This is a genomic window from Salmonella sp. A7 (assembly GCF_020181675.1).
GTDB classification, from domain to species: domain Bacteria; phylum Pseudomonadota; class Gammaproteobacteria; order Enterobacterales; family Enterobacteriaceae; genus Salmonella; species Salmonella enterica.
Window position 1 is genome coordinate 931,925 of the sequence record NZ_CP084001.1, and the last position, 25,008, is coordinate 956,932.

The 25,008-nt window shown below is 52.9% G+C and carries 25 protein-coding genes and 1 CRISPR repeat array; of the genes, 22 read left to right on the forward strand and 3 right to left on the reverse strand.

Translation table 11 applies throughout. The features are described 5' to 3' along the window. Window positions 1-102: 102 nt before the first annotated feature. From cysJ to cysH, 3 genes are all read left to right on the forward strand, one after another. Entirely contained in the window at window positions 103-1,902 is a 1,800-nt protein-coding gene (gene cysJ / locus LCS67_RS04440; RefSeq protein ID WP_000210928.1) for an NADPH-dependent assimilatory sulfite reductase flavoprotein subunit, read from the forward strand. Continuing rightward, complete coding sequence (gene cysI, locus LCS67_RS04445; protein WP_001290646.1) at window positions 1,902-3,614, forward strand: assimilatory sulfite reductase (NADPH) hemoprotein subunit; 1,713 nt, start codon at window positions 1,902-1,904, stop codon at window positions 3,612-3,614. Before cysJ ends, cysI begins: the two co-directional genes overlap by 1 nt. A gap of 75 nt (window positions 3,615-3,689) precedes the next feature. Beyond that, window positions 3,690-4,424 carry a phosphoadenosine phosphosulfate reductase gene (gene cysH / locus LCS67_RS04450; protein ID WP_000080395.1) on the forward strand — a complete coding sequence of 245 codons (735 nt, stop codon included), beginning with the start codon at window positions 3,690-3,692 and terminating at the stop codon, window positions 4,422-4,424. A gap of 87 nt (window positions 4,425-4,511) precedes the next feature. Here cysH and sopD read toward each other — a convergent pair whose 3' ends face one another. Beyond that, window positions 4,512-5,465, reverse strand: coding sequence for an SPI-1 type III secretion system effector SopD (sopD, locus tag LCS67_RS04455; RefSeq protein WP_015406308.1), 954 nt, complete (start codon window positions 5,463-5,465; stop codon window positions 4,512-4,514). 443 nt (window positions 5,466-5,908) lie between these two features. On the opposite strand from sopD, the gene LCS67_RS04460 reads away from it, so the two are divergent. Genes LCS67_RS04460 through cas2e form a run of 8 tightly spaced genes read left to right on the forward strand, consistent with a single transcriptional unit; the run spans window position 5,909 to window position 14,359 of the window. Continuing rightward, window positions 5,909-8,572 carry a CRISPR-associated helicase/endonuclease Cas3 gene (locus LCS67_RS04460; RefSeq protein ID WP_031569639.1) on the forward strand — a complete coding sequence of 888 codons (2,664 nt, stop codon included), beginning with the start codon at window positions 5,909-5,911 and terminating at the stop codon, window positions 8,570-8,572. 11 nt (window positions 8,573-8,583) lie between these two features. Then, window positions 8,584-10,143 carry a type I-E CRISPR-associated protein Cse1/CasA gene (casA, locus tag LCS67_RS04465; protein ID WP_031569635.1) on the forward strand — a complete coding sequence of 520 codons (1,560 nt, stop codon included), beginning with the start codon at window positions 8,584-8,586 and terminating at the stop codon, window positions 10,141-10,143. Next, window positions 10,140-10,688, forward strand: coding sequence for a type I-E CRISPR-associated protein Cse2/CasB (gene casB / locus LCS67_RS04470; RefSeq protein WP_000029527.1), 549 nt, complete (start codon window positions 10,140-10,142; stop codon window positions 10,686-10,688). Before casA ends, casB begins: the two co-directional genes overlap by 4 nt. 13 nt (window positions 10,689-10,701) lie before the next feature. Next, entirely contained in the window at window positions 10,702-11,760 is a 1,059-nt protein-coding gene (cas7e, locus tag LCS67_RS04475; protein ID WP_031569632.1) for a type I-E CRISPR-associated protein Cas7/Cse4/CasC, read from the forward strand. 10 nt (window positions 11,761-11,770) lie between these two features. Further along, complete coding sequence (gene cas5e, locus LCS67_RS04480) at window positions 11,771-12,517, forward strand: type I-E CRISPR-associated protein Cas5/CasD (RefSeq protein ID WP_000085108.1); 747 nt, start codon at window positions 11,771-11,773, stop codon at window positions 12,515-12,517. Then, window positions 12,499-13,149: a type I-E CRISPR-associated protein Cas6/Cse3/CasE gene (gene cas6e, locus LCS67_RS04485; protein WP_000281480.1), complete on the forward strand. Its 651-nt coding sequence runs from the start codon at window positions 12,499-12,501 to the stop codon at window positions 13,147-13,149. Before cas5e ends, cas6e begins: the two co-directional genes overlap by 19 nt. Next, window positions 13,146-14,066 (forward strand): type I-E CRISPR-associated endonuclease Cas1e, encoded by a 921-nt coding sequence (cas1e, locus tag LCS67_RS04490; RefSeq protein ID WP_000144832.1) that lies wholly within the window; start codon window positions 13,146-13,148, stop codon window positions 14,064-14,066. Before cas6e ends, cas1e begins: the two co-directional genes overlap by 4 nt. Beyond that, window positions 14,066-14,359, forward strand: coding sequence for a type I-E CRISPR-associated endoribonuclease Cas2e (gene cas2e, locus LCS67_RS04495; protein ID WP_023204590.1), 294 nt, complete (start codon window positions 14,066-14,068; stop codon window positions 14,357-14,359). The genes cas1e and cas2e overlap by 1 nt, the downstream gene beginning before the upstream one ends. A 96-nt stretch (window positions 14,360-14,455) precedes the next feature. Continuing rightward, a CRISPR array of direct repeats spans window positions 14,456-14,911; the repeat unit is 29 nt; unit sequence GTGTTCCCCGCGCCAGCGGGGATAAACCG. A 14-nt stretch (window positions 14,912-14,925) separates the two neighbouring features. Here the strand turns inward: cas2e and LCS67_RS04500 are convergent. Further along, complete coding sequence (locus LCS67_RS04500; protein ID WP_000490474.1) at window positions 14,926-15,972, reverse strand: aminopeptidase; 1,047 nt, start codon at window positions 15,970-15,972, stop codon at window positions 14,926-14,928. Between the two features lie 250 nt (window positions 15,973-16,222). On the opposite strand from LCS67_RS04500, the gene cysD reads away from it, so the two are divergent. The 10 genes from cysD to LCS67_RS04550 all read left to right on the forward strand — a co-directional run bounded on the left by cysD (window position 16,223) and on the right by LCS67_RS04550 (window position 23,664). Further along, a complete protein-coding gene (cysD, locus tag LCS67_RS04505; protein WP_000372384.1) occupies window positions 16,223-17,131 on the forward strand; it encodes a sulfate adenylyltransferase subunit CysD in 909 nt (302 codons plus the stop codon). Between the two features lie 9 nt (window positions 17,132-17,140). Beyond that, on the forward strand, window positions 17,141-18,580 hold the full coding sequence (gene cysN / locus LCS67_RS04510; protein WP_001092256.1) for a sulfate adenylyltransferase subunit CysN: 1,440 nt from the start codon (window positions 17,141-17,143) through the stop codon (window positions 18,578-18,580). Beyond that, window positions 18,567-19,172, forward strand: a complete 606-nt coding sequence (gene cysC / locus LCS67_RS04515; protein ID WP_001173663.1) for an adenylyl-sulfate kinase — start codon at window positions 18,567-18,569, stop codon at window positions 19,170-19,172. The genes cysN and cysC overlap by 14 nt, the downstream gene beginning before the upstream one ends. A gap of 50 nt (window positions 19,173-19,222) precedes the next feature. Then, window positions 19,223-19,546: a DUF3561 family protein gene (locus LCS67_RS04520; protein WP_001537530.1), complete on the forward strand. Its 324-nt coding sequence runs from the start codon at window positions 19,223-19,225 to the stop codon at window positions 19,544-19,546. A gap of 190 nt (window positions 19,547-19,736) precedes the next feature. Continuing rightward, on the forward strand, window positions 19,737-20,048 hold the full coding sequence (gene ftsB / locus LCS67_RS04525) for a cell division protein FtsB (protein WP_000517480.1): 312 nt from the start codon (window positions 19,737-19,739) through the stop codon (window positions 20,046-20,048). Between the two features lie 18 nt (window positions 20,049-20,066). Then, on the forward strand, window positions 20,067-20,777 hold the full coding sequence (ispD, locus tag LCS67_RS04530) for a 2-C-methyl-D-erythritol 4-phosphate cytidylyltransferase (RefSeq protein WP_000741648.1): 711 nt from the start codon (window positions 20,067-20,069) through the stop codon (window positions 20,775-20,777). Further along, window positions 20,777-21,256 carry a 2-C-methyl-D-erythritol 2,4-cyclodiphosphate synthase gene (gene ispF, locus LCS67_RS04535; protein ID WP_001219244.1) on the forward strand — a complete coding sequence of 160 codons (480 nt, stop codon included), beginning with the start codon at window positions 20,777-20,779 and terminating at the stop codon, window positions 21,254-21,256. Before ispD ends, ispF begins: the two co-directional genes overlap by 1 nt. Then, window positions 21,253-22,302 (forward strand): tRNA pseudouridine(13) synthase TruD, encoded by a 1,050-nt coding sequence (gene truD, locus LCS67_RS04540; protein WP_000134248.1) that lies wholly within the window; start codon window positions 21,253-21,255, stop codon window positions 22,300-22,302. Before ispF ends, truD begins: the two co-directional genes overlap by 4 nt. Then, on the forward strand, window positions 22,283-23,044 hold the full coding sequence (gene surE / locus LCS67_RS04545) for a 5'/3'-nucleotidase SurE (protein WP_001221538.1): 762 nt from the start codon (window positions 22,283-22,285) through the stop codon (window positions 23,042-23,044). Before truD ends, surE begins: the two co-directional genes overlap by 20 nt. Next, window positions 23,038-23,664 (forward strand): protein-L-isoaspartate(D-aspartate) O-methyltransferase, encoded by a 627-nt coding sequence (locus LCS67_RS04550; RefSeq protein ID WP_000253545.1) that lies wholly within the window; start codon window positions 23,038-23,040, stop codon window positions 23,662-23,664. Before surE ends, LCS67_RS04550 begins: the two co-directional genes overlap by 7 nt. Window positions 23,665-23,802: 138 nt before the next feature. On the opposite strand, the gene LCS67_RS04555 is transcribed toward LCS67_RS04550, so the two are convergent. Continuing rightward, window positions 23,803-23,961 carry a peptidase gene (locus LCS67_RS04555; protein ID WP_223148970.1) on the reverse strand — a complete coding sequence of 53 codons (159 nt, stop codon included), beginning with the start codon at window positions 23,959-23,961 and terminating at the stop codon, window positions 23,803-23,805. On the opposite strand from LCS67_RS04555, the gene nlpD reads away from it, so the two are divergent. Beyond that, window positions 23,891-24,961 (forward strand): murein hydrolase activator NlpD, encoded by a 1,071-nt coding sequence (gene nlpD / locus LCS67_RS04560; protein ID WP_223617444.1) that lies wholly within the window; start codon window positions 23,891-23,893, stop codon window positions 24,959-24,961. The genes LCS67_RS04555 and nlpD overlap by 71 nt on opposite strands. Window positions 24,962-25,008 lie beyond the last annotated feature (47 nt).

A 25,008-nucleotide genomic window follows, 5' to 3' on the forward strand; every position in this document is an offset into this window, starting at 1 on the left:
CTAGTCACGTATTTATGTACGCTCCTGGGGCGCGCTCAGCTTACGGCGAACTTGAATGATTTTGTGTGTAGATCCGCTTTGCTTACTGGAACATAACGACGCATGACGACACCGGCTCCACTGACTGGGTTGCTTCCGCTTAATCCGGAGCAACTGGCGCGCCTTCAGGCCGCGACAACCGACCTTACTCCCGAACAGCTTGCCTGGGTCTCCGGCTATTTTTGGGGCGTACTGAACCCGCGCTCAGGCACTGTTGCCGTCACGCCTGCTCCTGAGGGGAAGATGCCGGGGGTTACGCTTATCTCCGCTTCGCAAACCGGCAACGCGCGTCGTGTGGCGGAAGCGCTGCGTGATGATCTGCTGGCGGCCAACCTTAATGTGACACTGGTGAACGCCGGCGACTACAAATTCAAACAGATTGCCAGTGAAAAACTGCTGGTGATAGTGACGTCCACCCAGGGAGAAGGCGAGCCGCCGGAAGAGGCCGTCGCGCTGCATAAGTTCCTGTTCTCGAAAAAAGCGCCGAAACTGGAAAACACCGCTTTTGCCGTGTTTAGCCTCGGCGACACCTCTTATGAATTTTTCTGCCAGTCCGGAAAAGATTTTGACAGCAAACTGGCGGAACTGGGCGGTGAACGTCTGCTCGACCGTGTCGATGCTGACGTTGAATATCAGGCCGCTGCCAGCGAATGGCGCGCCCGCGTGGTTGATGTTCTGAAGTCCCGCGCACCTGTCGCGGCACCTTCGCAATCCGTCGCTACTGGCGCGGTAAACGACATCCACACCAGCCCCTATACCAAAGACGCGCCGCTGACCGCGACCCTCGCCGTGAATCAGAAAATCACCGGTCGCGATTCAGAAAAAGATGTGCGCCATATTGAGATTGATTTAGGCGACTCCGGCCTGCGCTATCAGCCGGGCGATGCGCTGGGCGTCTGGTATCAGAACGATCCGGATCTGGTGAAAGAGCTGGTTGAGTTGCTGTGGTTGAAAGGCGATGAGCCGGTGACGGTTGACGGTAAAACCCTGCCGCTCGCCGAAGCGCTGGAGTGGCACTTCGAGCTGACGGTGAATACCGCCAACATTGTTGAGAACTACGCGACCCTGACGCGCAGTGAGTCGCTGTTGCCGCTGGTGGGCGATAAAGCCCTGCTTCAACAGTATGCCGCCACCACGCCGATCGTTGATATGGTGCGTTTCTCTCCGGCGCAGCTGGATGCTCAGGCGCTAATCGACCTGCTGCGTCCGCTAACGCCGCGTCTGTACTCCATCGCCTCCGCACAGGCTGAAGTGGAGAGCGAAGTGCATATCACCGTTGGCGTGGTTCGTTATGACATTGAAGGCCGCGCCCGCGCCGGTGGCGCTTCCAGCTTCCTCGCTGACCGCGTGGAAGAAGAGGGCGAAGTTCGCGTCTTTATTGAGCATAACGATAACTTCCGCCTGCCTGCTAACCCGGAAACGCCGGTGATTATGATTGGCCCAGGTACGGGTATCGCGCCGTTCCGCGCCTTTATGCAGCAACGCGCCGCCGACGGTGCGGAAGGCAAGAACTGGCTGTTCTTCGGTAACCCGCACTTCACCGAAGACTTCCTTTATCAGGTTGAATGGCAGCGTTACGTGAAAGAAGGCGTGCTGAACCGGATCGATCTGGCCTGGTCCCGCGATCAAAAAGAAAAAATCTACGTACAAGACAAACTGCGCGAACAGGGCGCGGAGCTGTGGCGCTGGATCAATGACGGTGCCCACATTTATGTCTGCGGCGACGCCAGGCGTATGGCCGCAGATGTCGAAAAAGCATTGCTGGAAGTGATTGCTGAATTCGGTGCAATGGACATCGAAGCGGCGGATGAATTTTTAAGTGAGCTGCGCGTCGAGCGCCGTTATCAGCGAGATGTCTACTAATGAGCGAAAAACATCCAGGCCCACTGGTGGTCGAAGGTAAACTGTCCGATGCCGAGCGCATGAAGCTGGAAAGCAACTACCTGCGCGGTACCATTGCGGAAGATCTGAACGACGGTCTCACCGGCGGTTTTAAAGGCGACAACTTCCTGCTAATACGCTTTCATGGCATGTATCAGCAGGATGACCGCGATATTCGCGCCGAGCGTGCGGCGCAGAAGCTGGAGCCGCGCCACGCCATGCTGCTGCGCTGCCGCCTGCCGGGCGGGGTGATTACTACGGCGCAATGGCAGGCGATCGATAAATTCGCGGCGGATAACACGATTTATGGCAGTATCCGTCTGACCAACCGCCAGACCTTCCAGTTCCATGGCATTCTGAAGAAGAACGTCAAGCCGGTGCACCAGATGCTGCATTCGGTCGGTCTGGACGCGCTGGCGACCGCCAACGACATGAACCGTAACGTGCTGTGCACCTCCAACCCGTACGAATCGCAGTTGCACGCGGAAGCCTACGAATGGGCGAAGAAGATCTCTGAACATCTGCTGCCGCGCACTCGCGCCTATGCGGAGATCTGGCTCGATCAGGAGAAGGTAGCGACCACCGATGAAGAGCCGATCCTCGGGCAGACCTATCTGCCGCGTAAGTTCAAAACCACGGTAGTGATCCCGCCACAAAACGATATCGATCTGCACGCCAACGACATGAACTTTGTGGCGATTGCCGAAAACGGCAAGCTGGTCGGCTTTAACCTGCTGGTGGGCGGCGGTCTGTCTATTGAGCATGGTAATAAGAAAACCTATGCCCGTACCGCGAGCGAGTTTGGCTATCTACCGCTGGAGCACACCCTGGCGGTGGCGGAAGCGGTAGTGACGACGCAGCGCGACTGGGGTAACCGTACCGACAGGAAAAACGCCAAAACCAAATACACCCTTGAGCGCGTGGGACTGGAGACGTTTAAAGCGGAAGTCGAGCGTCGCGCGGGGATCAAATTTGAGCCGATCCGCCCGTATGAGTTTACCGGTCGCGGCGATCGTATCGGTTGGGTGAAAGGGATCGACAACAACTGGCACCTGACGCTGTTTATTGAAAATGGTCGTATCCTGGATTATCCGGGGCGCCCGCTGAAAACCGGCCTGCTGGAGATCGCGAAGATTCATCAGGGCGAGTTCCGTATTACCGCTAACCAGAACCTGATTATTGCCAGCGTGCCGGAAAGCCAGAAAGTGAAAATCGAGACGCTGGCGCGCGACCACGGGTTGATGAATGCCGTGAGCGCGCAGCGTGAAAACTCAATGGCCTGTGTATCGTTCCCGACCTGCCCGCTGGCAATGGCGGAAGCCGAGCGTTTCCTGCCGTCGTTCACGGACAAAGTGGAGGCGATTCTGGAAAAACACGGCATTCCTGATGAGCATATCGTGATGCGCGTGACCGGCTGCCCGAACGGCTGTGGTCGCGCGATGCTGGCGGAAATTGGCTTAGTAGGGAAAGCGCCGGGTCGTTATAACCTGCATCTTGGTGGCAACCGTATTGGGACACGTATCCCACGGATGTATCAAGAAAATATCACCGAGCCGGATATTCTGGCTTCGCTGGATGAACTGATTGGGCGCTGGGCGAAAGAGCGTGAAGCGGGTGAAGGCTTCGGCGACTTTACGGTGCGTGCGGGCATCATTCGCCCGGTGCTCGATCCCGCGCGTGATTTCTGGGAATAACCTGAATTGCCGGATGGCGTCTGTGTAGGCCTGATAAGCGCAGCGCCATCAGGCAAGGCAAACAGTGAGGAACTTATGTCCCAACTCGATCTCAACGCATTGAATGAACTGCCAAAAGTCGATCGCGTACTGGCGTTGGCGGAAACCAACGCCCAACTGGAAACGCTAACTGCCGAAGAACGCGTGGCCTGGGCGCTGGAAAATCTGCCCAGCGAATACGTGCTCTCCTCAAGCTTTGGCATCCAGGCGGCGGTGAGCCTGCACCTGGTGAACCAGATTCGCCCGGATATCCCGGTGATCCTCACCGATACCGGCTATTTGTTCCCGGAAACCTATCAGTTTATTGATGAGTTAACGGACAAACTCAAACTCAACCTGAAAGTTTACCGCGCGGGCGAAAGTCCGGCCTGGCAGGAAGCGCGCTACGGCAAGCTGTGGGAGCAGGGCGTAGAAGGTATTGAGAAATACAATGACATCAACAAAGTCGAGCCGATGAACCGGGCGCTAAAAGAGCTGAAAGCGCAGACGTGGTTTGCGGGTCTGCGTCGCGAGCAGTCCGGCAGCCGCGCGCATTTACCTGTTCTCGCTATCCAGCGCGGCGTGTTTAAAGTGCTACCGATTATCGACTGGGATAACCGCACGGTTTACCAGTATCTGCAAAAGCATGGTCTGAAATACCATCCGCTGTGGGATCAGGGCTATCTGTCGGTGGGCGATACACATACTACCCGCAAGTGGGAGCCGGGCATGGCGGAAGAAGAGACACGCTTCTTCGGACTGAAACGTGAGTGCGGGCTGCATGAAGGGTAATTGTCCTTACGCGGTATGATTATACTTGCTGCTATGAAAAATCCGGCAGGCAGCCGGATTTTAAATTGGTTATATTACTGACTATCTTTATGTCAGTAATATATTACGACTGCACCCATCTTTACCAATGTGCAAAGAACGTTCATGGGTTAGATATAGTTTTTCAAGAATTACATCAATAAACATTTTTTTTGCATGATAGTCGTTATAATCCTGATTAAGTTTTTTTAAAAAACCAGAATTTGTTGGTTTAAACTCTGCAAACGGTGAATAGCTGTGTAGTAAATAGGAGATGCACGGATGCATCATGCTAAAAGCGACTTCACCTTGTACCTCCTGATAACCTATTTTGCAAAACTGAGTCGTAGGCTCAAAGTTACCGGCATTAATACAGGCCAGCATCGATTTTTCATCTGCAGTAAGTGAGTCCTGCCATTCGACAAGCGGGTGGTCTGGAGCCTCTGCGGGACGCATCATCTCATAAACCGCCGCTTTGATTTGTGCATTGCCCGTCACTTCTTTTCGTAGAGTTGAAATCGACTCCTGAAGTAATTCCGGGTGCCAGGTCATCTTCGCACCAATCACCTCGCATATTTGTAAAAATAACTGTCTCTCCTCTCTACTCATAGATTCTATCACTGCATCATCTGATATATTGAGGATGTCCTTAATATTGCTTTGGCTGATCACCGTGTCGCCGACCATAAGTAAAAATTGTGTCTGAGAAGCGTCCAACTTGATAGTAAACAGATCCTGATGAGCCGGGCAGGCCAGATGTTGTAGCCGTTTAAAGGCGTAAATTTTATTTATATCCTCTACGTTAACTTCCATCTCTCCAGGTTCACCACGGCCCTGCCCGTGAATGATGGAGTGTAACACTTCCAGCGCATGGTCCTTTTTTTCCGCTCTAAAATGATCCTGGACTTTATCCCAGCCCCCCATATGGATTGCTTTTTCTTTATCTGCGCTTAACAGATGAGCAAGCCGACTTTCATTAAGCGTATAATTTTGATGATTACCGAAGCTTAAAGTGACTGGCATAATATTTTCCTTCAAATTTATATTATTCAATATCCGGAGTAAAATATATCGTTCAATTCTCTCTTTTTTATTAAACAGATAAAGTTTACTACAGGAGAGAATTTGAACGACATTATTAATACAGCACATTTATGGTTGGTAATCCTTTGTGGTGACGATAATTCAGACAAAAGGTAGATGATTCGCCGCAAATGGTCGTTTTTTTAAATTTTGCCTCATGCAGGGGGCATTGGACGAAGCCTCTTTGATCGCCTCTTCCAGAAGACAAGGGCGGAAAAATTTATAATAATTATTCGTGAAATAAATATTTCCGAAGAATATATAAACTTGAGTAAGTATATTTAAATATAATCTCATGGTATGCGATTTTTGTGAGATATATCAACAAAAAAGACCATTAAAAAGGCGTAGAGTGCTTTTATTATCCACATGCTGGAGTTTACGTGTCGATATATCACTATTGGGGAAAGTCTCGACGAGGAGAAATTGACGGCGGTGATGATTACCATTTGCTTTGCTGGCATTCTTTAGATGTTGCGGCTGTGGGTTACTGGATGGTGATAAATAATATTTATTTTATTGACCACTATCTAAAAAAATTAGGCATCCAGGATAAGGAGCAGGCGGCGCAATTTTTTGCCTGGATTTTATGTTGGCATGATATTGGAAAATTTGCTCATTCCTTCCAGCAACTATACCGTCATGAGGCTTTAAACATCTTTAATGAGCCTACACGGCATTATGAAAAAATCGCGCATACCACGCTGGGATACGTGTTGTGGAACTCCTGGCTAAGTGAATGCCCTGAATTGTTTCCTCCTTCTTCGCTTTCAGTTCGTAAAAGTAAGCGCGTTATGGCGCTTTGGATGCCAGTCACTACAGGTCATCATGGACGCCCTCCAGAGGCAATCCAGGAGCTGGACCATTTTCGCCAGCAGGATAAAGACGCGGCAAGAGATTTTCTTCTGAGAATAAAAGCGCTCTTTCCTTTAATTACTTTGCCTGAATCCTGGGATGAAGATGAGGGTATCGACCAATTTCAGCAACTTTCCTGGTTTATTTCCGCTGCGGTTGTACTGGCTGACTGGACTGGTTCTGCCAGCCGTTATTTTCCGCGTACTGCGGAAAAAATGCCTGTTGATACCTACTGGCAGCAAGCTCTCGCTAAAGCACAAACTGCCATCACGCTATTTCCCTCAGCGGCGAATGTGTCTGCCTTTACGGGCATAGAAACGCTTTTCCCTTTTATTCAGCATCCCACACCGTTACAACAAAAGGCGCTAGAGCTGGATATCAACGTGGATGGCGCCCAACTCTTTATTCTTGAAGATGTCACCGGGGCCGGAAAAACAGAGGCGGCGCTCATATTAGCTCATCGACTGATGGCGGCAGGTAAAGCGCAGGGACTCTATTTTGGACTGCCGACAATGGCGACAGCCAACGCGATGTTTGAACGTATGGCGAACACCTGGCTGGCGCTGTATCAGCCGGACTCCCGTCCCAGCCTGATTCTGGCGCATAGCGCGCGTCGCTTAATGGATCGTTTCAATCAGTCAATATGGTCGGTCACTCTTTCCGGTACGGAAGAACCCGATGAAGCGCAGCCTGATAGTCAGGGATGCGCCGCCTGGTTTGCCGACAGCAATAAAAAAGCGTTGTTGGCGGAGGTTGGCGTAGGCACGTTGGATCAGGCGATGATGGCGGTAATGCCATTTAAACATAACAACCTGCGGTTACTGGGTCTTAGCAACAAGATTTTACTGGCTGATGAGATCCATGCCTGTGATGCATGGATGTCCAGAATACTTGAAGGTTTGATTGAACGGCAGGCCAGTAATGGCAACGCCACTATTCTGTTATCTGCGACGCTATCGCAGCAGCAGCGAGATAAGCTGGTGGCGGCATTTTCCCGTGGGGTGAGGCGTAGTGTGCAGGCGCCGTTGCTAGGCCATGACGATTATCCCTGGCTGACTCAGGTCACACAAACAGAGTTGATTTCTCAGCGGGTTGATACACGCAAAGAGGTTGAACGTAGCGTAGATATTGGCTGGCTACATAGTGAAGAGGCGTGTCTTGAACGTATAGGTGAAGCAGTGGAAAAAGGAAACTGTATCGCCTGGATACGTAACTCCGTTGATGATGCGATTCGTATCTATCGCCAGCTTCAACTGAGTAAGGTCGTCGCCACGGAAAACCTTTTACTCTTCCATAGTCGCTTTGCTTTTCACGATCGTCAGCGGATTGAGTCACAGACGCTGAATCTCTTTGGCAAACAGAGCGGCGCGCAACGTGCCGGTAAGGTCATTATCGCCACGCAGGTAATCGAACAAAGTCTGGATATTGACTGCGATGAGATGATCTCTGATTTAGCGCCGGTGGATTTATTAATTCAGCGGGCCGGTCGACTACAGCGTCATATTCGCGATCGTAACGGTCTGGTGAAAAAGAGTGGGCAGGATGAGCGAGAGACGCCAGTGCTGCGCATTCTTGCTCCGGAGTGGGATGACGCGCCGCGAGAGAACTGGTTATCCAGCGCCATGCGTAACAGCGCCTATGTCTATCCCGATCATGGGCGCATGTGGCTGACGCAGCGCATATTACGTGAGCAGGGGACGATTCGGATGCCGCAATCTGCCCGATTGTTGATTGAGTCGGTCTACGGCGAGGACGTCAACATGCCGGTTGGATTTGCAAAAACCGAGCAATTGCAGAAAGGCAAATTTTATTGCGACCGGGCATTTGCCAGACAGATGCTGCTTAACTTTGCGCCGGGCTATTGTGCTGAAATTAGCGATTCTCTACCGGAGAAAATGTCAACGCGGTTGGCGGAAGAGTCTGTCACGCTGTGGCTGGCGAAAATCGTGGATGGCGTCGTAACCCCTTATGCCAGCGGTGAACATGCCTGGGAGATGAGCGTGCTGCGGGTACGTCAGAGCTGGTGGGATAAACATAAAGACGAGTTTGAAAAATTAGATGGCGAACCCCTGCGTAAGTGGTGTGCGCAACAGCATCAGGATAAGGATTTTGCCACGGTGATTGTGGTGACGGATTGTGCCGCTTGTGGTTATTCGGCGAATGAGGGATTGATTGGCATGATGGGGGAATAACGAATATAGATATGGACAATTTTTCGCTTTTAACAACGCCCTGGCTCCCCGTCCGTTTCAAAGACGGTTCCACGGGCAAACTGGCTCCTGTCAATCTGGCAGATGAAAACGTGGTGGATATCGCCGCAACGCGAGCAGATTTGCAGGGAGCGGCCTGGCAGTTTCTGTTGGGATTGCTGCAATGCAGTATCGCGCCGAAAAGATACAAAAACTGGGAGGATATCTGGTTTGATGGATTGCATGCCGATGCGCTCCATAAGGCATTAGCACCGTTAGAACACGCTTTTCAGTTTGGCGCGGAAACGCCGTCTTTTATGCAGGATTTTGAAGAATTACCCGACAATAAAATAACTATAGCTTCGCTATTACCGGAAACACCAGGTATTCAAACTACTGAGTTAAATACAGATCATTTTATCAAACGTGGCGTAATGGAATGTTTTTGCCCGCATTGTGCCGCGTTGGCGTTGTTTTCTATGCAGCTTAACGCTCCTTCCGGCGGACAAGGCTACCGCACTGGGCTGCGCGGCGGCGGGCCGCTGACTACATTGATTGAATTGCAGGAATATCAGGGAGAGCGGCAAACGCCGCTCTGGCGCAAGCTGTGGCTCAACGTGATGCCGCAGGATGCTGCGGATCTGCCTTTGCCTGTCGTCTATGATGCGGCTGTATTTCCCTGGCTTGCCGCAACACGTACCAGCGAGCCACCAGCTCATACTATTACAACAGATGAGCAGGTAAATAAATTACAAGCATACTGGGGGATGCCACGCCGTATCCGTCTGGATTTCGCGACAATACGTCAGGGAGTGTGCAATATCTGCGGTAATAATAGCGATGAGCTGCTAATCCAGATGTTGGTCAAGAATTATGGCGTTAATTATGACCGCTGGCGGCACCCATTAACACCACATCGCCTGCAAATAAAGAATAGTAAGGGATTTGAACCTGTTATAACCCAACCTGGTGGACTTCTTTGGCGAGATTGGCTGGGACTAAGTCAAGAAAACCCGACGGAAAAGAATACCGAATATCCGGCACAGGTGATCAAAGTGTTTAATGCCCGAGAGCTCAGGAATATCAAAGTAGGCTTGTGGGGATTTGGTGCCGATTCCAAAAAAATGAAAATCCGCTGTTGGTATGAGCACCACTTTCCGTTGCTGATGACGGAAGGTCTGATCCCTGATTTACGTAAAGCAATACAAACTGCTACCCGACTCCTCAGCCTGCTGCGCAGTGCGCTAAAAGAAGCGTGGTTCGCCAATGCGAAGGGCGCCCGCGGTGATTTCAGTTTTATCGACATTGATTTCTGGAACCTGACGCAGGGGCGCTTTCTCAATCTGATCCACGATCTGGAAAACGGCCACAAGCCGGACGAAAGGCTGAATAAATGGCAAAGAGAACTTTGGCTGTTTACCCGTTGTTACTTCGATGATCACGTCTTTACCAACCCCTACGAGAGCAGCGATCTGGAGCGCATCATGAAGGCGCGCAAAAAATATTTTACCTCATCGGCGGAAAAGCAAAGCGCGAAAGCCGCCAAAGCAAAGAAGCAGGAGGCTGCTGAATGAGTATTGTGCAAGAGGATCACAAAGCCACGCTGCGCAAATGGCATGAGGATTTGCAGGAGAAGCGGGGTGCACGGGCCAGCTTGCGGCGCAGTAAAACGGTGAATGAGGCCTGCTTGTCTGAGGGATTTCATTTGCTGTTAATGCAGACGCATTCGTTGTGGAAAAACAAGGCACCCTGGCATGTTACTGCATTGGCAATCACAGCGGCACTGGCTGCACATATCAAATTTATTGATGAGCAAAAGAGTTTTGCTGCGCAGCTTGGACAGAAGAAAGGTGGCGACACTCCGGTGATGTCAAAATTACGCTTCTCCCACCTATTAGCGGTAAAAACGCCGGATGAACTGCTGCGCCAGTTACGGCGTGCGGTGAAGCTGTTAGATGGTTCGGTCAACCTGTTTTCTCTTGCAGACGATATTTTCTGCTGGTGCCAGGAGCAGAATGACTTGCTGAACCACCATCGCCGCCAGCAGCGGCCAACCGAATTTCTCCGTATCCGCTGGGCGCTGGAATACTACCAGGCTGGCGATAACGAACAAGATTAACAGGGATATCTTTATGACAACGTTTATTCAACTCCATTTATTAACCGCTTATCCTGCCGCCAACCTCAACCGTGACGATACCGGCGCGCCAAAAACCGTGGTGCTTGGCGGCGCGACGCGTCTGCGTATCTCCTCTCAGAGCCTGAAACGTGCCTGGCGTACCTCGGAACTGTTTGAGCAGGCGCTTGCCGGGAATATCGGTATTCGTAGCGGACGTATTGCGCGCGAAGCGGCGCAGATCCTCGTTGAAAGCGGCATTGACGCCAAAAAAGCGGTTGAGTACGTCAAGAACATCGCTAACTATTTTGGCAAGGTAAAGGCGGAAAAGAAACCCAAAGATGAGTTGACGAATGCTGAAACCGGGCAACTGGTGCATATCAGCCCAGCTGAGTTTGAGGCTGTGAAAGCGCTGGCGCACCGTCTGGCAGAAGAAAAACGCGCGCCAAAAGAGGAAGAGCTTGCACTGCTACGTAAAGATCGCATGGCCGTCGATATTGCCATGTTTGGCCGGATGTTAGCGGAGAAAACTGATTTTAACGTTGAAGCCGCCTGCCAGGTCGGCCACGCCTTCGGCGTCAGCGAAACGATCGTCGAAGACGATTTCTTTACTGCTGTGGATGACCTACGCCAGGCATCGGCAGAAGATGCAGGTGCAGGCCATCTCGGCGAAACCGGCTTTGGCTCCGCGCTGTTTTACACCTATATCTGCATCGACAAAGATCTGCTGGTGAAAAACCTGAACGGCAATGAAGAACTGGCAAACAAAACGCTGCGCGCCTTTACTGAAGCGGCGCTGAAAGTGTCGCCGACCGGCAAACAGAACAGCTTTGCCAGCCGTGCCTATGCCTCGTGGGCGCTGGCCGAAAAAGGCACCGACCAACCACGTTCACTGGCGGCTGCGTTTTATGAACCGATCAACGGTACAGACCAATTGAACGTTGCGGTTAAGCGTATTACATCGCTGCATAAGAATATGAATAAGGTTTATGGCCAGCGGACTGATACCGCCAGTTTCGACGTGATGAATCAGCAGGGAAGCATGAAAGACGTGCTTGACTTCATCTGCGCGTAAGGGGCGGCTTATGAGCCAATATCTGGTTTTTCAGCTTCACGGGCCGATGGCCTCCTGGGGCGTGGATGCGCCAGGCGAAGTGCGCCACAGCCATGAGCTACCCTCGCGCTCGGCGCTGTTGGGGTTATTAGCTGCGGCGCTGGGAATTCGCCGCGATGAGGAGGAACGGCTAAACGCCTTCAATCGTCATTACCAATTTTTGCTGTGCGCCAGTGGCAACCCGCGCTGGGCGCGGGATTATCACACGGTGCAGATGCCGAAAGAGGTACGTAAGGCACGTTACTTCAGCCGCCGTGAAGAGTTGCAGGATCCTGAATTACTGAGCGCGCTGATTTCCCGACGCGACTACTACACCGACGCTTGGTGGATGATTGCTGTCAGCGCGACGCCGGACGCGCCTTACACGTTGGCGCAGCTTCAGGCGGCGTTACAACATCCTGTGTTCCCGCTGTATCTGGGGCGCAAAAGTCACCCTCTGGCGTTGCCGCTTGCGCCGCAACTGCTGGAAGGACGCGCGCCGGATGCCCTGCGCGAAGCGTATCGTCAGTACCAGGATAAATTTAATGCGCTGAGACTACCTCTTCCCAGGCTACAGAACGAATGCTGGTGGGAAGGTGAACACGATGGCTTAACGGCGAACAAAATTTTACGTCGTCGCGACATGCCATTGAGCCGCCAGCAATGGCTGTTCGGTGAACGTAGCGTGAATCAGGGGCCGTGGCTCAGCAAGGAGGACGCGTGTATCTCTCAAGAATAACGCTGCACACCAGCGAGCTTTCGCCAGCACAACTCTTGCATCTGGTGGAGCGCGGTGAGTACGTGATGCACCAGTGGTTATGGGATCTCTTTCCCGGCGGCAAGGAACGGCAGTTTCTGTATCGCCGCGAAGAGTTACAGGGCGCGTTTCGCTTTTTTGTCCTCTCGCAGGAACAGCCTGCCGCCAGCGCGATTTTTGACGTGCAGACTCGCCCGTTTGCGCCAACGCTGAGCGCGGGGCAGACGCTGCGGTTTAACCTGCGCGCCAATCCGACAATTTGCAAAAACGGTAAGCGTCACGATTTGCTGATGGAGGCGAAACGCCAGCGTAAAACGCAGGGCGATAGCCAGGATATTTGGTCTTATCAGCAGCAGGCGGCGTTGGAATGGCTGGTGCGCCAGGGGGAGCAAAATGGCTTTACCCTACGCGAGGCGAGCGTTGATGCTTACCGGCAGCAGCAGATACGTCGCGAGAAATCCCGGCAGATGATTCAGTTTAGCAGCGTGGACTATACCGGCGTGCTGGTGATTAACGATCCCGCGCTTTTCCTGCAACGTCTGGCGCAGGGGTACGGTAAAAGCCGGGCGTTTGGCTGCGGAATGATGATGATCAAACCCGGAGAGGACGCGTGACGTTCGTACCGCTCAACCCGATCCCGTTAAAAGATCGAACCTCGATGATCTTCCTCCAGTACGGTCAGATCGACGTGCTGGATGGGGCATTCGTGCTGATCGATAAAACAGGAATCCGCACGCATATTCCTGTTGGTTCGGTTGCCTGCATCATGCTGGAACCGGGAACGCGGGTTTCCCATGCGGCTGTGCGTCTGGCATCGACGGTAGGAACGCTGCTGGTATGGGTGGGCGAGGCGGGAGTGCGGGTCTATTCCTCCGGACAACCCGGCGGCGCACGAGCCGATAAGTTGCTTTATCAGGCAAAGCTGGCGTTAGATGACGATCTGCGGCTGAAGGTGGTGCGCAAAATGTATGAACTGCGTTTTCGCGAACCGCCGCCCGCCCGTCGCTCCGTTGAGCAACTGCGCGGTATTGAAGGATCCCGTGTGCGGGCGACCTATGCATTACTGGCGAAGCAGTATGGCGTGAAATGGCATGGTCGTAACTATGATCCGAAAGACTGGGAGAAGGGGGATGTCGTCAACCGATGTATTAGCGCGGCAACATCGTGCCTGTACGGGATTTCAGAAGCGGCTATCCTGGCGGCGGGATATGCGCCGGCTATCGGTTTTATCCATAGCGGTAAGCCGCTTTCTTTTGTTTATGACATTGCCGATATCATCAAATTTGAATCGGTGGTGCCCAAAGCATTTGAGATCGCCGCTCGTCACCCGGCGGAACCAGATAAAGAAGTGCGCCTGGCCTGCCGTGATATTTTTCGCAGTTCGAAGCTGACCGGAAAGTTGATCCCACTGATCGAAGAGGTGCTCGCTGCCGGTGAAATTGAACCGCCTCAGCCTGCGCCGGATATGCTGCCGCCAGCAATACCGGAACCTGAATCCTTGGGGGATAGCGGCCATCGGGGGCATGGTTGATGAGTATGGTGGTTGTGGTCACGGAAAACGTACCGCCGCGCCTGCGGGGACGTCTTGCCGTCTGGTTACTCGAGGTTCGTGCAGGTGTTTATGTTGGTGATACCTCGAAGCGTATTCGGGAAATGATTTGGCAACAGATCACACAGCTTGGCGGTTGCGGGAATGCCGTCATGGCCTGGGCGACTAACACGGAATCGGGATTTGAGTTTCAGACATGGGGTGAAAACCGACGTATTCCGGTAGATTTGGATGGACTTAGATTAGTTTCTTTTCTTCCTGTTGAAAATCAATAAGTTGAATGTTCTTTAATAATAAGGAATTGTTATCTTACCGTTGGTAGTTTGTTAGGTAGTAAAAAAGGGCTTTTAGAACAAATATATAGTTTTAGTGTGTTCCCCGCGCCAGCGGGGATAAACCGATTACTGATAATTCACCACTGCAGTACGGAACGTGTTCCCCGCGCCAGCGGGGATAAACCGGCCGATATGGCTAAAACGGCGCTTGAGAACAGGTGTTCCCCGCGCCAGCGGGGATAAACCGGTGACAGTGCGGCTCTCTGAGTTGAGCACAAAGTGTTCCCCGCGCCAGCGGGGATAAACCGCGGCAATAACAGGAAAAGGAGAGGCCGACTCAGTGTTCCCCGCGCCAGCGGGGATAAACCGATGGGCGGAGGCTTAATTGGCGGCGCTGCCGGGTGTTCCCCGCGTCAGCGGGGATGAACCGCAGACGTAGAGATTGAGAACACAAATGACTCAGTGTTCCCCGCGCCAGCGGGGATAAACCGAGGGGCGTTCCGCAGTCGACAAGGGCTGAAAAGTGTTCCCCGCGTCAGCGGGGATAAACACGTTTCACCAGCATATCAGGACGTTTTTTCCGCCTTCGCCAGCTCTTTTACCAACGGCAGCATTATCCGCACTACATCGCGGCTACGGCGCTCAATTCGCCCTGGCAGCGCCTTGTCAATATACTGTTGATTATCAAGCCGTACGTCGTGCCAGCTATTACCGTTCGGGAAGGATGCATTTTTCACGCGTTGCTGGTATCCGTCTTTTTTACCCAGATTCCAGTTCGTCGCCTCAACAGAAAGCACCGATATTCCCGCTTTATCGAAAACCTCCGCATCATTACAGCAACCCGTTCCTTTGGGGTAGGATGGATTGCGTCCCGGATTGGTGTTGGCGGCGATACCATAACGGCGCGCAATCGCTAATGCCCGATCGCGGGTCAGTGTACGCACCGCTTCCGGCGTATTTTTCCCGCTATTAAAATAGAGCTTGTCGCCAACAATCAGGTTATCGAGATTAATGACCAGCAGCGTATTTTTCTTCTCAGCGTCACTCATTCGTTTGAGTAAATTTTCCGCGCCTAGCTTTCCCTCTTCTTCCCCGCTGGTGGCGATAAAACGAATCCCATAATGGGTCGGTATATCTTTCAGGCGCGCCGCCAGTTCCAGCATAACGCCTAATCCCGCGGCATTATCATCCATTCCTTGTAACGTTAAACCGCCCAGATTGGCATCGACATCAGCGTCGCTCTGCGGAGCGTAGGTATCCAGATGCGCCATAATAATGATCTGTTGCGGCACGCGCCCTTCATGGGCGGCGATGACCGTACTGCCCGTCACGTTATGCCAGTTTTTGCGATTATCCTTCGTAGTATAAATAAATCGGCTATTAAACGTTCGAATATCGCTTTGGTATCCCATCTGGGTAAATTGTTGGCGTAAATAATCGGCAGATAACATCTCGGCGGGGGAGCCAGTCATTCTCCCGGGAAAAAAGGTGGCGATATGTCGTGCCTGAGTATTCGCTATTTCACCAGGCTCTGGTGATGCTGCTTGTGCAGGAAGGATAAAGCCTACGCCGAGCGCCAGAATGACGGCAAAGCGGCGCGTTGCGGAAAACATAATGAGTCCTTAAATACAGAACAAAATTTTACGTGGCTAGTATGAAACCGCGATCGTGTTAATACAATTTCATTTGCTCCTAAATGCTGGCAATCCGGTACGTTAAGCATTTTTTGATATTGGTTTTTGGGCCGCGTTATTCCTTTGAGGAACTACTCATTCCAATTCGTCATTTCATTCACTCTCCTGCGCTCCCTATAGTCGTGTAATCGAAATGTTTAGCAAAAAACGGTATTGCAAAGGAACGGTTATGGATCAAAAACGACTCACCCACCTGCGGCAACTGGAGGCGGAAAGTATCCACATTATCCGTGAAGTGGCAGCGGAATTCGCTAATCCGGTCATGCTGTACTCCATTGGTAAAGACTCCAGCGTCATGCTGCATCTGGCGCGTAAGGCGTTTTATCCGGGTACGTTGCCGTTCCCGCTATTGCACGTTGATACCGGTTGGAAATTCCGTGAGATGTACGCCTTTCGCGATCGTACCGCCAACGCATACGGCTGCGAATTGCTGGTACATAAAAATCCGGAAGGCGTGGCGATGGGCATCAATCCGTTCGTTCACGGTAGCGCTAAACACACCGACATTATGAAAACCGAAGGGTTAAAGCAGGCGCTGAATAAGTACGGTTTTGATGCCGCGTTCGGCGGCGCACGGCGCGATGAGGAAAAATCCCGCGCGAAAGAACGTATTTACTCCTTTCGTGACCGTTTCCATCGCTGGGACCCGAAAAATCAGCGTCCAGAGTTGTGGCGTAACTATAACGGTCAGATTAATAAAGGCGAAAGTATACGCGTCTTCCCTCTCTCCAACTGGACAGAGCAGGATATCTGGCAATACATCTGGCTGGAAAACATCGACATCGTGCCGCTGTATTTGGCTGCTGAACGCCCGGTTCTGGAACGTGACGGCATGTTGATGATGGTGGATGACGATCGTATCGATCTCCAGCCTGGCGAAGTCATCAAAAAAAGGATGGTGCGCTTCCGTACACTTGGCTGTTGGCCGCTCACCGGGGCGGTGGAATCCCACGCGCAAACGCTGCCGGAAATTATCGAAGAGATGCTGGTTTCTACCACCAGCGAGCGCCAGGGAAGGATGATTGACCGCGATCAGGCGGGGTCGATGGAGCTTAAAAAACGTCAGGGGTATTTCTAAGGAGCCGCCATGAACACCATACTTGCCCAACAAATCGCCAATGAAGGCGGCGTCGAAGCCTGGATGATTGCCCAACAGCACAAAAGCCTGTTGCGTTTTTTAACCTGTGGCAGCGTTGATGACGGTAAAAGTACGCTGATAGGTCGTTTGCTGCACGATACCCTGCAAATTTATGAAGATCAGCTCTCTTCTCTGCATAATGACAGTAAACGTCATGGCACGCAGGGAGAAAAACTCGATCTGGCGCTGCTGGTAGATGGGCTGCAGGCTGAGCGTGAGCAGGGCATTACTATTGACGTCGCGTACCGCTATTTCTCCACGGAAAAACGAAAATTTATTATCGCCGACACGCCGGGCCATGAACAATATACCCGTAATATGGCGACCGGGGCGTCCACCTGCGATCTGGCGATCCTACTGATCGACGCGCGTAAAGGCGTGCTGGATCAGACGCGTCGCCATAGCTTTATCTCCACTCTGTTGGGGATCAAACATCTGGTGGTGGCAATCAACAAAATGGATCTCGTTGACTACCGCGAAGAGACCTTCGCCCGTATTCGTGAAGATTATCTGACCTTTGCTGAACAGTTGCCGGGCGATCTGGATATTCGCTTTGTCCCGCTTTCGGCGCTGGAAGGGGATAATGTCGCCGCGCAGAGCGCGAATATGCGCTGGTACAGCGGTCCGACGCTGCTGGAAGTCCTGGAAACGGTAGACATACAGCGTGCGGTAGACCGTCAGCCGATGCGCTTTCCGGTACAATATGTCAATCGCCCGAACCTTGATTTTCGGGGATACGCCGGCACTCTGGCGTCTGGTAGCGTCAAAGTCGGAGAGCGCATTAAAGTGCTGCCGTCCGGCGTGGAATCCAGCGTGGCGCGTATCGTCACTTTTGATGGCGATAAAGAAGAAGCCTGTGCGGGCGAAGCCATTACCCTGGTACTCAACGACGACATTGATATTAGCCGCGGCGATCTGCTGCTGGCGGCAAACGAGACGCTGGCACCTGCGCGGCACGCCGCGATCGATGTGGTATGGATGGCGGAACAGCCGCTGGCGCCGGGCCAAAGCTACGACGTTAAACTTGCGGGTAAGAAAACCCGCGCGCGTATCGAGGCTATTCGCTATCAGATTGATATCAACAATCTGACCCAACGAGACGTCGAGAGCCTGCCGTTAAACGGTATTGGTCTGGTAGAGATGACATTCGATGAGCCGCTCGCGCTGGATATTTATCAGCAAAATCCGGTGACGGGCGGACTGATTTTTATCGACCGGCTTTCTAACGTTACCGTGGGCGCTGGCATGGTGCGGGAACTGGACGAACGCGGAGCGACGCCACCCGTGGAATACAGTGCGTTTGAGCTGGAGCTGAATGCGCTGGTACGCCGTCATTTTCCGCACTGGGACGCCCGCGATTTGCTGGGAGATAAACATGGCGCTGCATGATGAGAACGTGGTCTGGCATTCTCATCCCGTTACTGTCGCCGCCCGTGAACAGCTCCACGGCCACCGTGGCGTGGTGCTGTGGTTTACCGGACTCTCCGGTTCGGGAAAATCAACGGTGGCCGGCGCGCTGGAAGAGGCGTTACATCAGCGTGGCGTCAGTACCTACCTGTTGGATGGCGATAATGTGCGCCACGGTTTGTGCCGTGATTTAGGCTTTAGCGATGCCGATCGCCAGGAAAATATCCGGCGGGTAGGCGAAGTGGCCAGTCTGATGGCGGACGCTGGCCTGATTGTTTTGACGGCATTTATTTCTCCGCACCGCGCCGAGCGGCAACTGGTAAAAGAGCGCGTCGGCCACGATCGTTTTATCGAGATTTATGTCAATACGCCGCTGGCTATCTGTGAACAGCGCGATCCTAAGGGGTTGTATAAAAAAGCGCGCGCGGGCGAGTTGCGTAACTTTACCGGTATCGACGCCATTTACGAAGCGCCTGACTCGCCCCAGGTTCATCTTAATGGTGAACAATTAGTAACAAATTTGGTTTCCCAATTATTAGACCTGCTGAGACGGCGCGATATTATCAGATCCTGAGACACCACCGGGCTTGTATGCCCGGTATGGTCAAGGTTACAGGATTTAATATGCGTAATAGCCATAACATTACTTTCACAAGGTCAGACGCCTTCATGGTCGACGATGACGCCACCAGTGCATTTCCGGGGGCGGTGGTCGGCTTTGTGTCATGGCTGTTGGCGTTGGGGATCCCTTTTCTGCTTTATGGCCCTAACACGCTGTTTTTTTTCCTCTATACCTGGCCCTTTTTCCTCGCGTTAATGCCGGTATCGGTGATTATCGGCATTGCGTTGCATCTGCTGGTAAAGGGCAAAATACTTTTTAGCATCATGTTTACTCTACTGGCCGTAGGCGCGCTGTTCGGCGCGTTATTTATATGGCTATTAGGGTAGACGGGTTATCAGTGCGCCTCCGGTCATAATTCAAACCGTAACCAACAATGAGATTATGTTCTCCTTACTCGGGTATACGTAACATCCGGCAAATGTGGTACATTTGCCGGCGTTGTCGCGGCAATCCCGTCCTGAATGTGGAGTCACAGAGGACGTTATGGGATGATGATGCCGTTTTTCAGGGGGCAGGATGGGTAAACTAACGCTGCTGTTGCTGGCTTTACTGGTCTGGCTACAGTACTCGCTGTGGTTCGGTAAGAACGGCATACATGACTATAGCCGCGTCAACGATGATGTGGTCGCGCAGCAGGCGACAAACGCCAAACTTAAAGCGCGTAACGATCAGCTTTTTGCCGAAATTGACGATCTCAATGGCGGCCAGGAAGCGATTGAGGAGCGCGCGCGCAACGAACTTAGCATGACCAAACCGGGCGAAACCTTCTATCGTCTGGTGCCTGACGCCTCAAAACGCGCGGCAACGGCGGGGCAAACTCATCGATAAACCATCCAGGGATTTAACATGGCAGCCACTTTATTGGACGTTTGCGCCGTGGTGCCGGCTGCCGGATTTGGCCGCCGAATGCAAACAGAATGTCCTAAGCAGTATCTCTCAATCGGTAATAAAACCATTCTGGAGCACTCAGTTCATGCGCTGCTGGCGCATCCTCGGGTGACACGCGTTGTTATTGCTATCAGCCCTGGCGATCATCGCTTTGCCCAACTTCCGCTGGCGAATCATCCGCAAATCACCGTTGTGGATGGCGGCAACGAACGCGCTGATTCCGTTTTGGCCGGGTTACAGGCCGTTGCAGAGGCGCAGTGGGTGCTGGTGCACGACGCGGCAAGACCCTGTTTGCATCAGGATGACCTTGCGCGGTTGCTGACCATTAGCGAAAACAGCCGGGTCGGCGGTATCCTCGCCAGTCCGGTGCGCGACACCATGAAACGCGGCGAACCAGGGAAAAACGCTATTGCCCATACCGTAGAGCGCGCCGATTTATGGCACGCGCTCACCCCGCAGTTTTTCCCCCGCGAACTCTTGCACGATTGTCTGACGCGTGCGCTGAATGAAGGCGCGACCATCACCGACGAAGCGTCAGCGCTGGAATATTGTGGTTTTCATCCGGCGCTGGTAGAAGGTCGCGCGGATAACATCAAGGTCACCCGTCCGGAAGATCTGGCGCTGGCGGAATTTTATCTGACCCGAACCATCCACCAGGAGAAAGCATAATGCGAATTGGACACGGTTTTGACGTACACGCGTTTGGCGGAGAAGGGCCGATTATTATTGGCGGCGTGCGTATCCCTTATGAAAAAGGGCTATTGGCGCATTCCGATGGCGATGTGGCGTTACATGCGCTGACCGATGCGCTGCTGGGCGCGGCGGCGCTTGGCGATATCGGCAAGCTCTTCCCGGATACCGATCCGGCATTTAAGGGAGCGGATAGCCGCGAACTACTGCGTGAAGCCTGGCGTCGTATTCAGGCGAAGGGGTACACCCTCGGCAACGTAGATGTCACCATTATTGCGCAGGCGCCGAAAATGCTGCCGCATATTCCGCAAATGCGCGTCTTTATCGCCGAAGATCTCGGCTGCCATATGGATGACGTTAACGTGAAGGCGACGACGACGGAAAAGCTCGGATTTACCGGACGCGGAGAAGGCATTGCCTGCGAAGCGGTCGCGTTGCTGATGAAGGCGGCGAAATGACAGAGTTTGACAATCTCACCTGGCTGCACGGAAAACCACAAGGTAGCGGATTGCTGAAAGCGAATCCGGAAGATTTTGTGGTGGTTGAAGATTTAGGCTTTACGCCGGATGGTGAAGGCGAGCACATTCTGCTGCGTATTTTGAAAAACGGTTGCAATACCCGTTTTGTCGCTGACGCGCTGGCGAAATTCCTGAAAATTCACGCTCGCGAAGTGAGCTTTGCCGGGCAAAAAGATAAACACGCCGTTACCGAGCAGTGGCTGTGCGCGCGCGTGCCGGGGAAAGAGATGCCCGATTTCAGCGCCTTTCAGCTGGAAGGTTGTAAAGTGCTGGAATACGCGCGTCACAAGCGTAAGCTGCGTTTAGGCGCGCTGAAAGGCAATGCCTTTACGCTGGTATTGCGTGAAATAAGCGATCGCCGCGATGTCGAAACACGATTGCAGGCGATTCGCGACGGCGGCGTGCCGAACTATTTTGGCGCACAACGATTCGGCATTGGCGGCAGCAACGTGCAGGGCGCGCTGCGCTGGGCGCAAAGTAACGCGCCGGTGCGCGATCGCAATAAACGCAGTTTTTGGTTGTCGGCGGCACGTAGCGCGTTGTTTAATCAAATTGTTCACCAGCGGCTGAAGAAACCAGACTTTAATCAAGTTGTTGACGGCGATGCGCTACAATTAGCGGGGCGTGGAAGCTGGTTCGTCGCGACATCTGAAGAACTGCCTGAATTGCAGCGCCGGGTAGACGAAAAAGAGCTGATGATTACAGCGTCGTTGCCGGGCAGCGGAGAGTGGGGAACACAGCGTGCGGCGTTGGCGTTTGAGCAAGATGCCATTGCTCAGGAAACGGTGTTGCAATCGCTGTTGCTGCGCGAAAAAGTAGAGGCGTCGCGCAGAGCGATGCTGCTTTATCCGCAACAATTAAGCTGGAACTGGTGGGATGACGTTACCGTCGAGTTACGTTTCTGGCTGCCCGCAGGCAGTTTTGCCACCAGCGTAGTAAGGGAACTGATCAACACAATGGGTGATTATGCGCATATTGCTGAGTAACGATGACGGGGTTCACGCGCCCGGTATACAAACGCTGGCGAAAGCGCTGCGTGAGTTTGCTGATGTACAGGTCGTAGCCCCGGATCGTAACCGCAGCGGCGCGTCTAATTCCCTCACGCTGGAATCTTCGCTTCGTACTTTTACCTTTGATAATGGCGATATCGCCGTACAGATGGGGACGCCGACCGATTGCGTCTATCTGGGCGTTAATGCCTTAATGCGTCCGCGTCCGGATATTGTCGTTTCCGGTATTAACGCGGGTCCGAATCTGGGTGATGATGTGATCTATTCCGGTACTGTCGCCGCGGCGATGGAAGGTCGTCATCTCGGCTTTCCGGCATTAGCGGTCTCCCTTAACGGCTATCAACATTATGATACGGCTGCAGCCGTGACTTGCGCGCTTTTGCGAGGGTTAAGCCGGGAGCCGTTGCGTACCGGGCGTATTCTCAACGTGAATGTCCCGGATCTACCGTTAGCGCAGGTTAAAGGCATCCGCGTGACTCGCTGTGGTAGCCGCCATCCAGCGGATAAAGTGATCCCGCAGGAAGATCCGCGCGGTAATACATTGTACTGGATTGGCCCGCCGGGCGATAAATACGATGCCGGGCCGGATACCGATTTCGCGGCGGTGGATGAAGGCTACGTCTCCGTCACGCCGTTGCATGTGGATTTAACCGCGCACAGCGCGCATGATGTGGTTTCAGACTGGTTAGACAGCGTGGGAGTTGGCACGCAATGGTAAGTGGACGTGTACAGGCTCTTCTTGAACAATTGCGCGCGCAGGGTATCAGAGATGAGCAGGTGCTTAATGCGCTTGCTGCAGTGCCGCGCGAGAAATTTATTGATGAAGCGTTTGAACATAAGGCCTGGGAAAATATCGCTTTGCCGATAGGCCAGGGTCAGACGATTTCGCAGCCCTATATGGTGGCGCGAATGACGGAGCTGCTCGAACTGACACCGCAATCCAGGGTGCTGGAAATTGGCACCGGTTCCGGCTATCAGACGGCGATTCTGGCGCATCTGGTACATCACGTTTGCTCCGTTGAGCGGATTAAGGGGCTGCAATGGCAGGCGCGTCGCCGCCTGAAGCAGCTCGATTTACATAATGTTTCTACCCGTCATGGCGATGGCTGGCAAGGCTGGCAGGCGCGTGCGCCGTTTGACGCTATCATTGTGACGGCCGCGCCGCCGGAAATTCCTACCGCGCTCATGGCACAGTTGGATGAAGGCGGCATTCTTGTTCTGCCCGTGGGCGATGAGCAGCAGTTTTTGAAACGCGTGCGTCGCCGGGGCGGCGAATTTATTATCGATACCGTGGAGGCCGTTCGCTTCGTCCCGTTAGTCAAGGGAGAGCTGGCCTAGTTTGCCCTGCAAACACCCACTATTACGCCTGATGAAGCCGAAACGAATACCTGGAGTTTTCCTGGTTATTCCCGGTGGGTTAAGCGTATCGTGAACACATTTTCCCGTGTTCACTTAATGCGTTGCACGGTTCTTACGTCACTGGTTGTTAACCAAATTTTTTCCTGGGGGATAAATGAGCGCGGGAAGCCCAAAATTCACCGTTAGTCGCATTGCGGCACTATCACTGGTTTCACTATGGCTGGCAGGTTGTACCAGTTCGTCAAACCCTCCGGCGCCGGTTACGTCTGTGGACAGTGGTTCGTCATCAAATACCAATTCCGGGATGTTGATCACACCGCCGCCAAAAATGGGCGCGACGACGCAACAAGCGCCGCAAATTCAACCCGTTCAGCGTCCTGTAACGCAGCCCATGCAAACTCAACCGGTCGCGGAACAGCCCGTGCAGATGGAAAATGGGCGAATCGTATACAATCGCCAGTATGGGAATATTCCGAAAGGTAGCTATACGGGTGGCAGTACTTACACCGTGAAAAAGGGTGATACGCTTTTTTACATCGCCTGGATTACCGGGAACGATTTCCGCGATCTGGCCCAGAGAAACAGTATTCCTGCCCCGTATAGCCTGAATGTAGGGCAAACTTTGCAAGTTGGTAACGCATCCGGTACGCCAATTACTGGCGGAAATGCGATCACCCAGGCGGATGCAGCACAGCAAGGAGTTGTGACCAGGTCTGCACAAAATTCCACCGTTGCAGTTGCGTCTCAACCAACAATTACGTATTCTGAGGGCTCAGGTGAACAAAGTGCTAACAAAATGTTGCCAAACAACAAGCCTGCTGGGACGGTTGTCACAGCGCCTGTAACGGCACCAACGGTAAGCACGACCGAACCAAATGCAAGCAGTACGTCAACCAGCGCGCCGATTTCCGCATGGCGCTGGCCGACGGATGGCAAAGTGATCGAAAACTTTGGCGCTTCCGAAGGGGGCAATAAAGGGATCGACATTGCAGGCAGTAAGGGACAGGCTATCGTCGCAACCGCTGATGGGCGCGTCGTATATGCCGGTAACGCGCTGCGTGGTTACGGTAATCTTATTATCATCAAACATAACGATGATTACCTGAGTGCCTACGCCCATAATGATACGATGCTGGTCCGGGAACAACAGGAAGTTAAGGCGGGGCAAAAAATCGCTACTATGGGTAGCACCGGCACCAGCTCTACACGCTTGCATTTTGAAATTCGTTACAAGGGGAAATCCGTAAACCCGCTGCGTTATTTACCGCAGCGATAAAGCGGCGGAACCAGGCTTTGACTTGCTAGTTCCGTCAAGGGATCACG

Excerpts from the sequence above, each read along its gene's own strand:
- cysJ (WP_000210928.1), top strand. The coding sequence starts at position 103 with ATGACGACACCGGCTCCACTGACTGGGTTGCTTCCGCTTAATCCGGAG.
- cysI (WP_001290646.1), top strand. The coding sequence starts at position 1,902 with ATGAGCGAAAAACATCCAGGCCCACTGGTGGTCGAAGGTAAACTGTCC.
- cysH (WP_000080395.1), top strand. The coding sequence starts at position 3,690 with ATGTCCCAACTCGATCTCAACGCATTGAATGAACTGCCAAAAGTCGAT.
- sopD (WP_015406308.1), bottom strand. The coding sequence starts at position 5,465 with ATGCCAGTCACTTTAAGCTTCGGTAATCATCAAAATTATACGCTTAAT.
- casA (WP_031569635.1), top strand. The coding sequence starts at position 8,584 with ATGGACAATTTTTCGCTTTTAACAACGCCCTGGCTCCCCGTCCGTTTC.
- casB (WP_000029527.1), top strand. The coding sequence starts at position 10,140 with ATGAGTATTGTGCAAGAGGATCACAAAGCCACGCTGCGCAAATGGCAT.
- cas7e (WP_031569632.1), top strand. The coding sequence starts at position 10,702 with ATGACAACGTTTATTCAACTCCATTTATTAACCGCTTATCCTGCCGCC.
- cas5e (WP_000085108.1), top strand. The coding sequence starts at position 11,771 with ATGAGCCAATATCTGGTTTTTCAGCTTCACGGGCCGATGGCCTCCTGG.
- cas2e (WP_023204590.1), top strand. The coding sequence starts at position 14,066 with ATGAGTATGGTGGTTGTGGTCACGGAAAACGTACCGCCGCGCCTGCGG.
- LCS67_RS04500 (WP_000490474.1), bottom strand. The coding sequence starts at position 15,972 with ATGTTTTCCGCAACGCGCCGCTTTGCCGTCATTCTGGCGCTCGGCGTA.
- cysD (WP_000372384.1), top strand. The coding sequence starts at position 16,223 with ATGGATCAAAAACGACTCACCCACCTGCGGCAACTGGAGGCGGAAAGT.
- cysN (WP_001092256.1), top strand. The coding sequence starts at position 17,141 with ATGAACACCATACTTGCCCAACAAATCGCCAATGAAGGCGGCGTCGAA.
- cysC (WP_001173663.1), top strand. The coding sequence starts at position 18,567 with ATGGCGCTGCATGATGAGAACGTGGTCTGGCATTCTCATCCCGTTACT.
- LCS67_RS04520 (WP_001537530.1), top strand. The coding sequence starts at position 19,223 with ATGCGTAATAGCCATAACATTACTTTCACAAGGTCAGACGCCTTCATG.
- ftsB (WP_000517480.1), top strand. The coding sequence starts at position 19,737 with ATGGGTAAACTAACGCTGCTGTTGCTGGCTTTACTGGTCTGGCTACAG.
- ispD (WP_000741648.1), top strand. The coding sequence starts at position 20,067 with ATGGCAGCCACTTTATTGGACGTTTGCGCCGTGGTGCCGGCTGCCGGA.
- ispF (WP_001219244.1), top strand. The coding sequence starts at position 20,777 with ATGCGAATTGGACACGGTTTTGACGTACACGCGTTTGGCGGAGAAGGG.
- truD (WP_000134248.1), top strand. The coding sequence starts at position 21,253 with ATGACAGAGTTTGACAATCTCACCTGGCTGCACGGAAAACCACAAGGT.
- surE (WP_001221538.1), top strand. The coding sequence starts at position 22,283 with ATGCGCATATTGCTGAGTAACGATGACGGGGTTCACGCGCCCGGTATA.
- LCS67_RS04550 (WP_000253545.1), top strand. The coding sequence starts at position 23,038 with ATGGTAAGTGGACGTGTACAGGCTCTTCTTGAACAATTGCGCGCGCAG.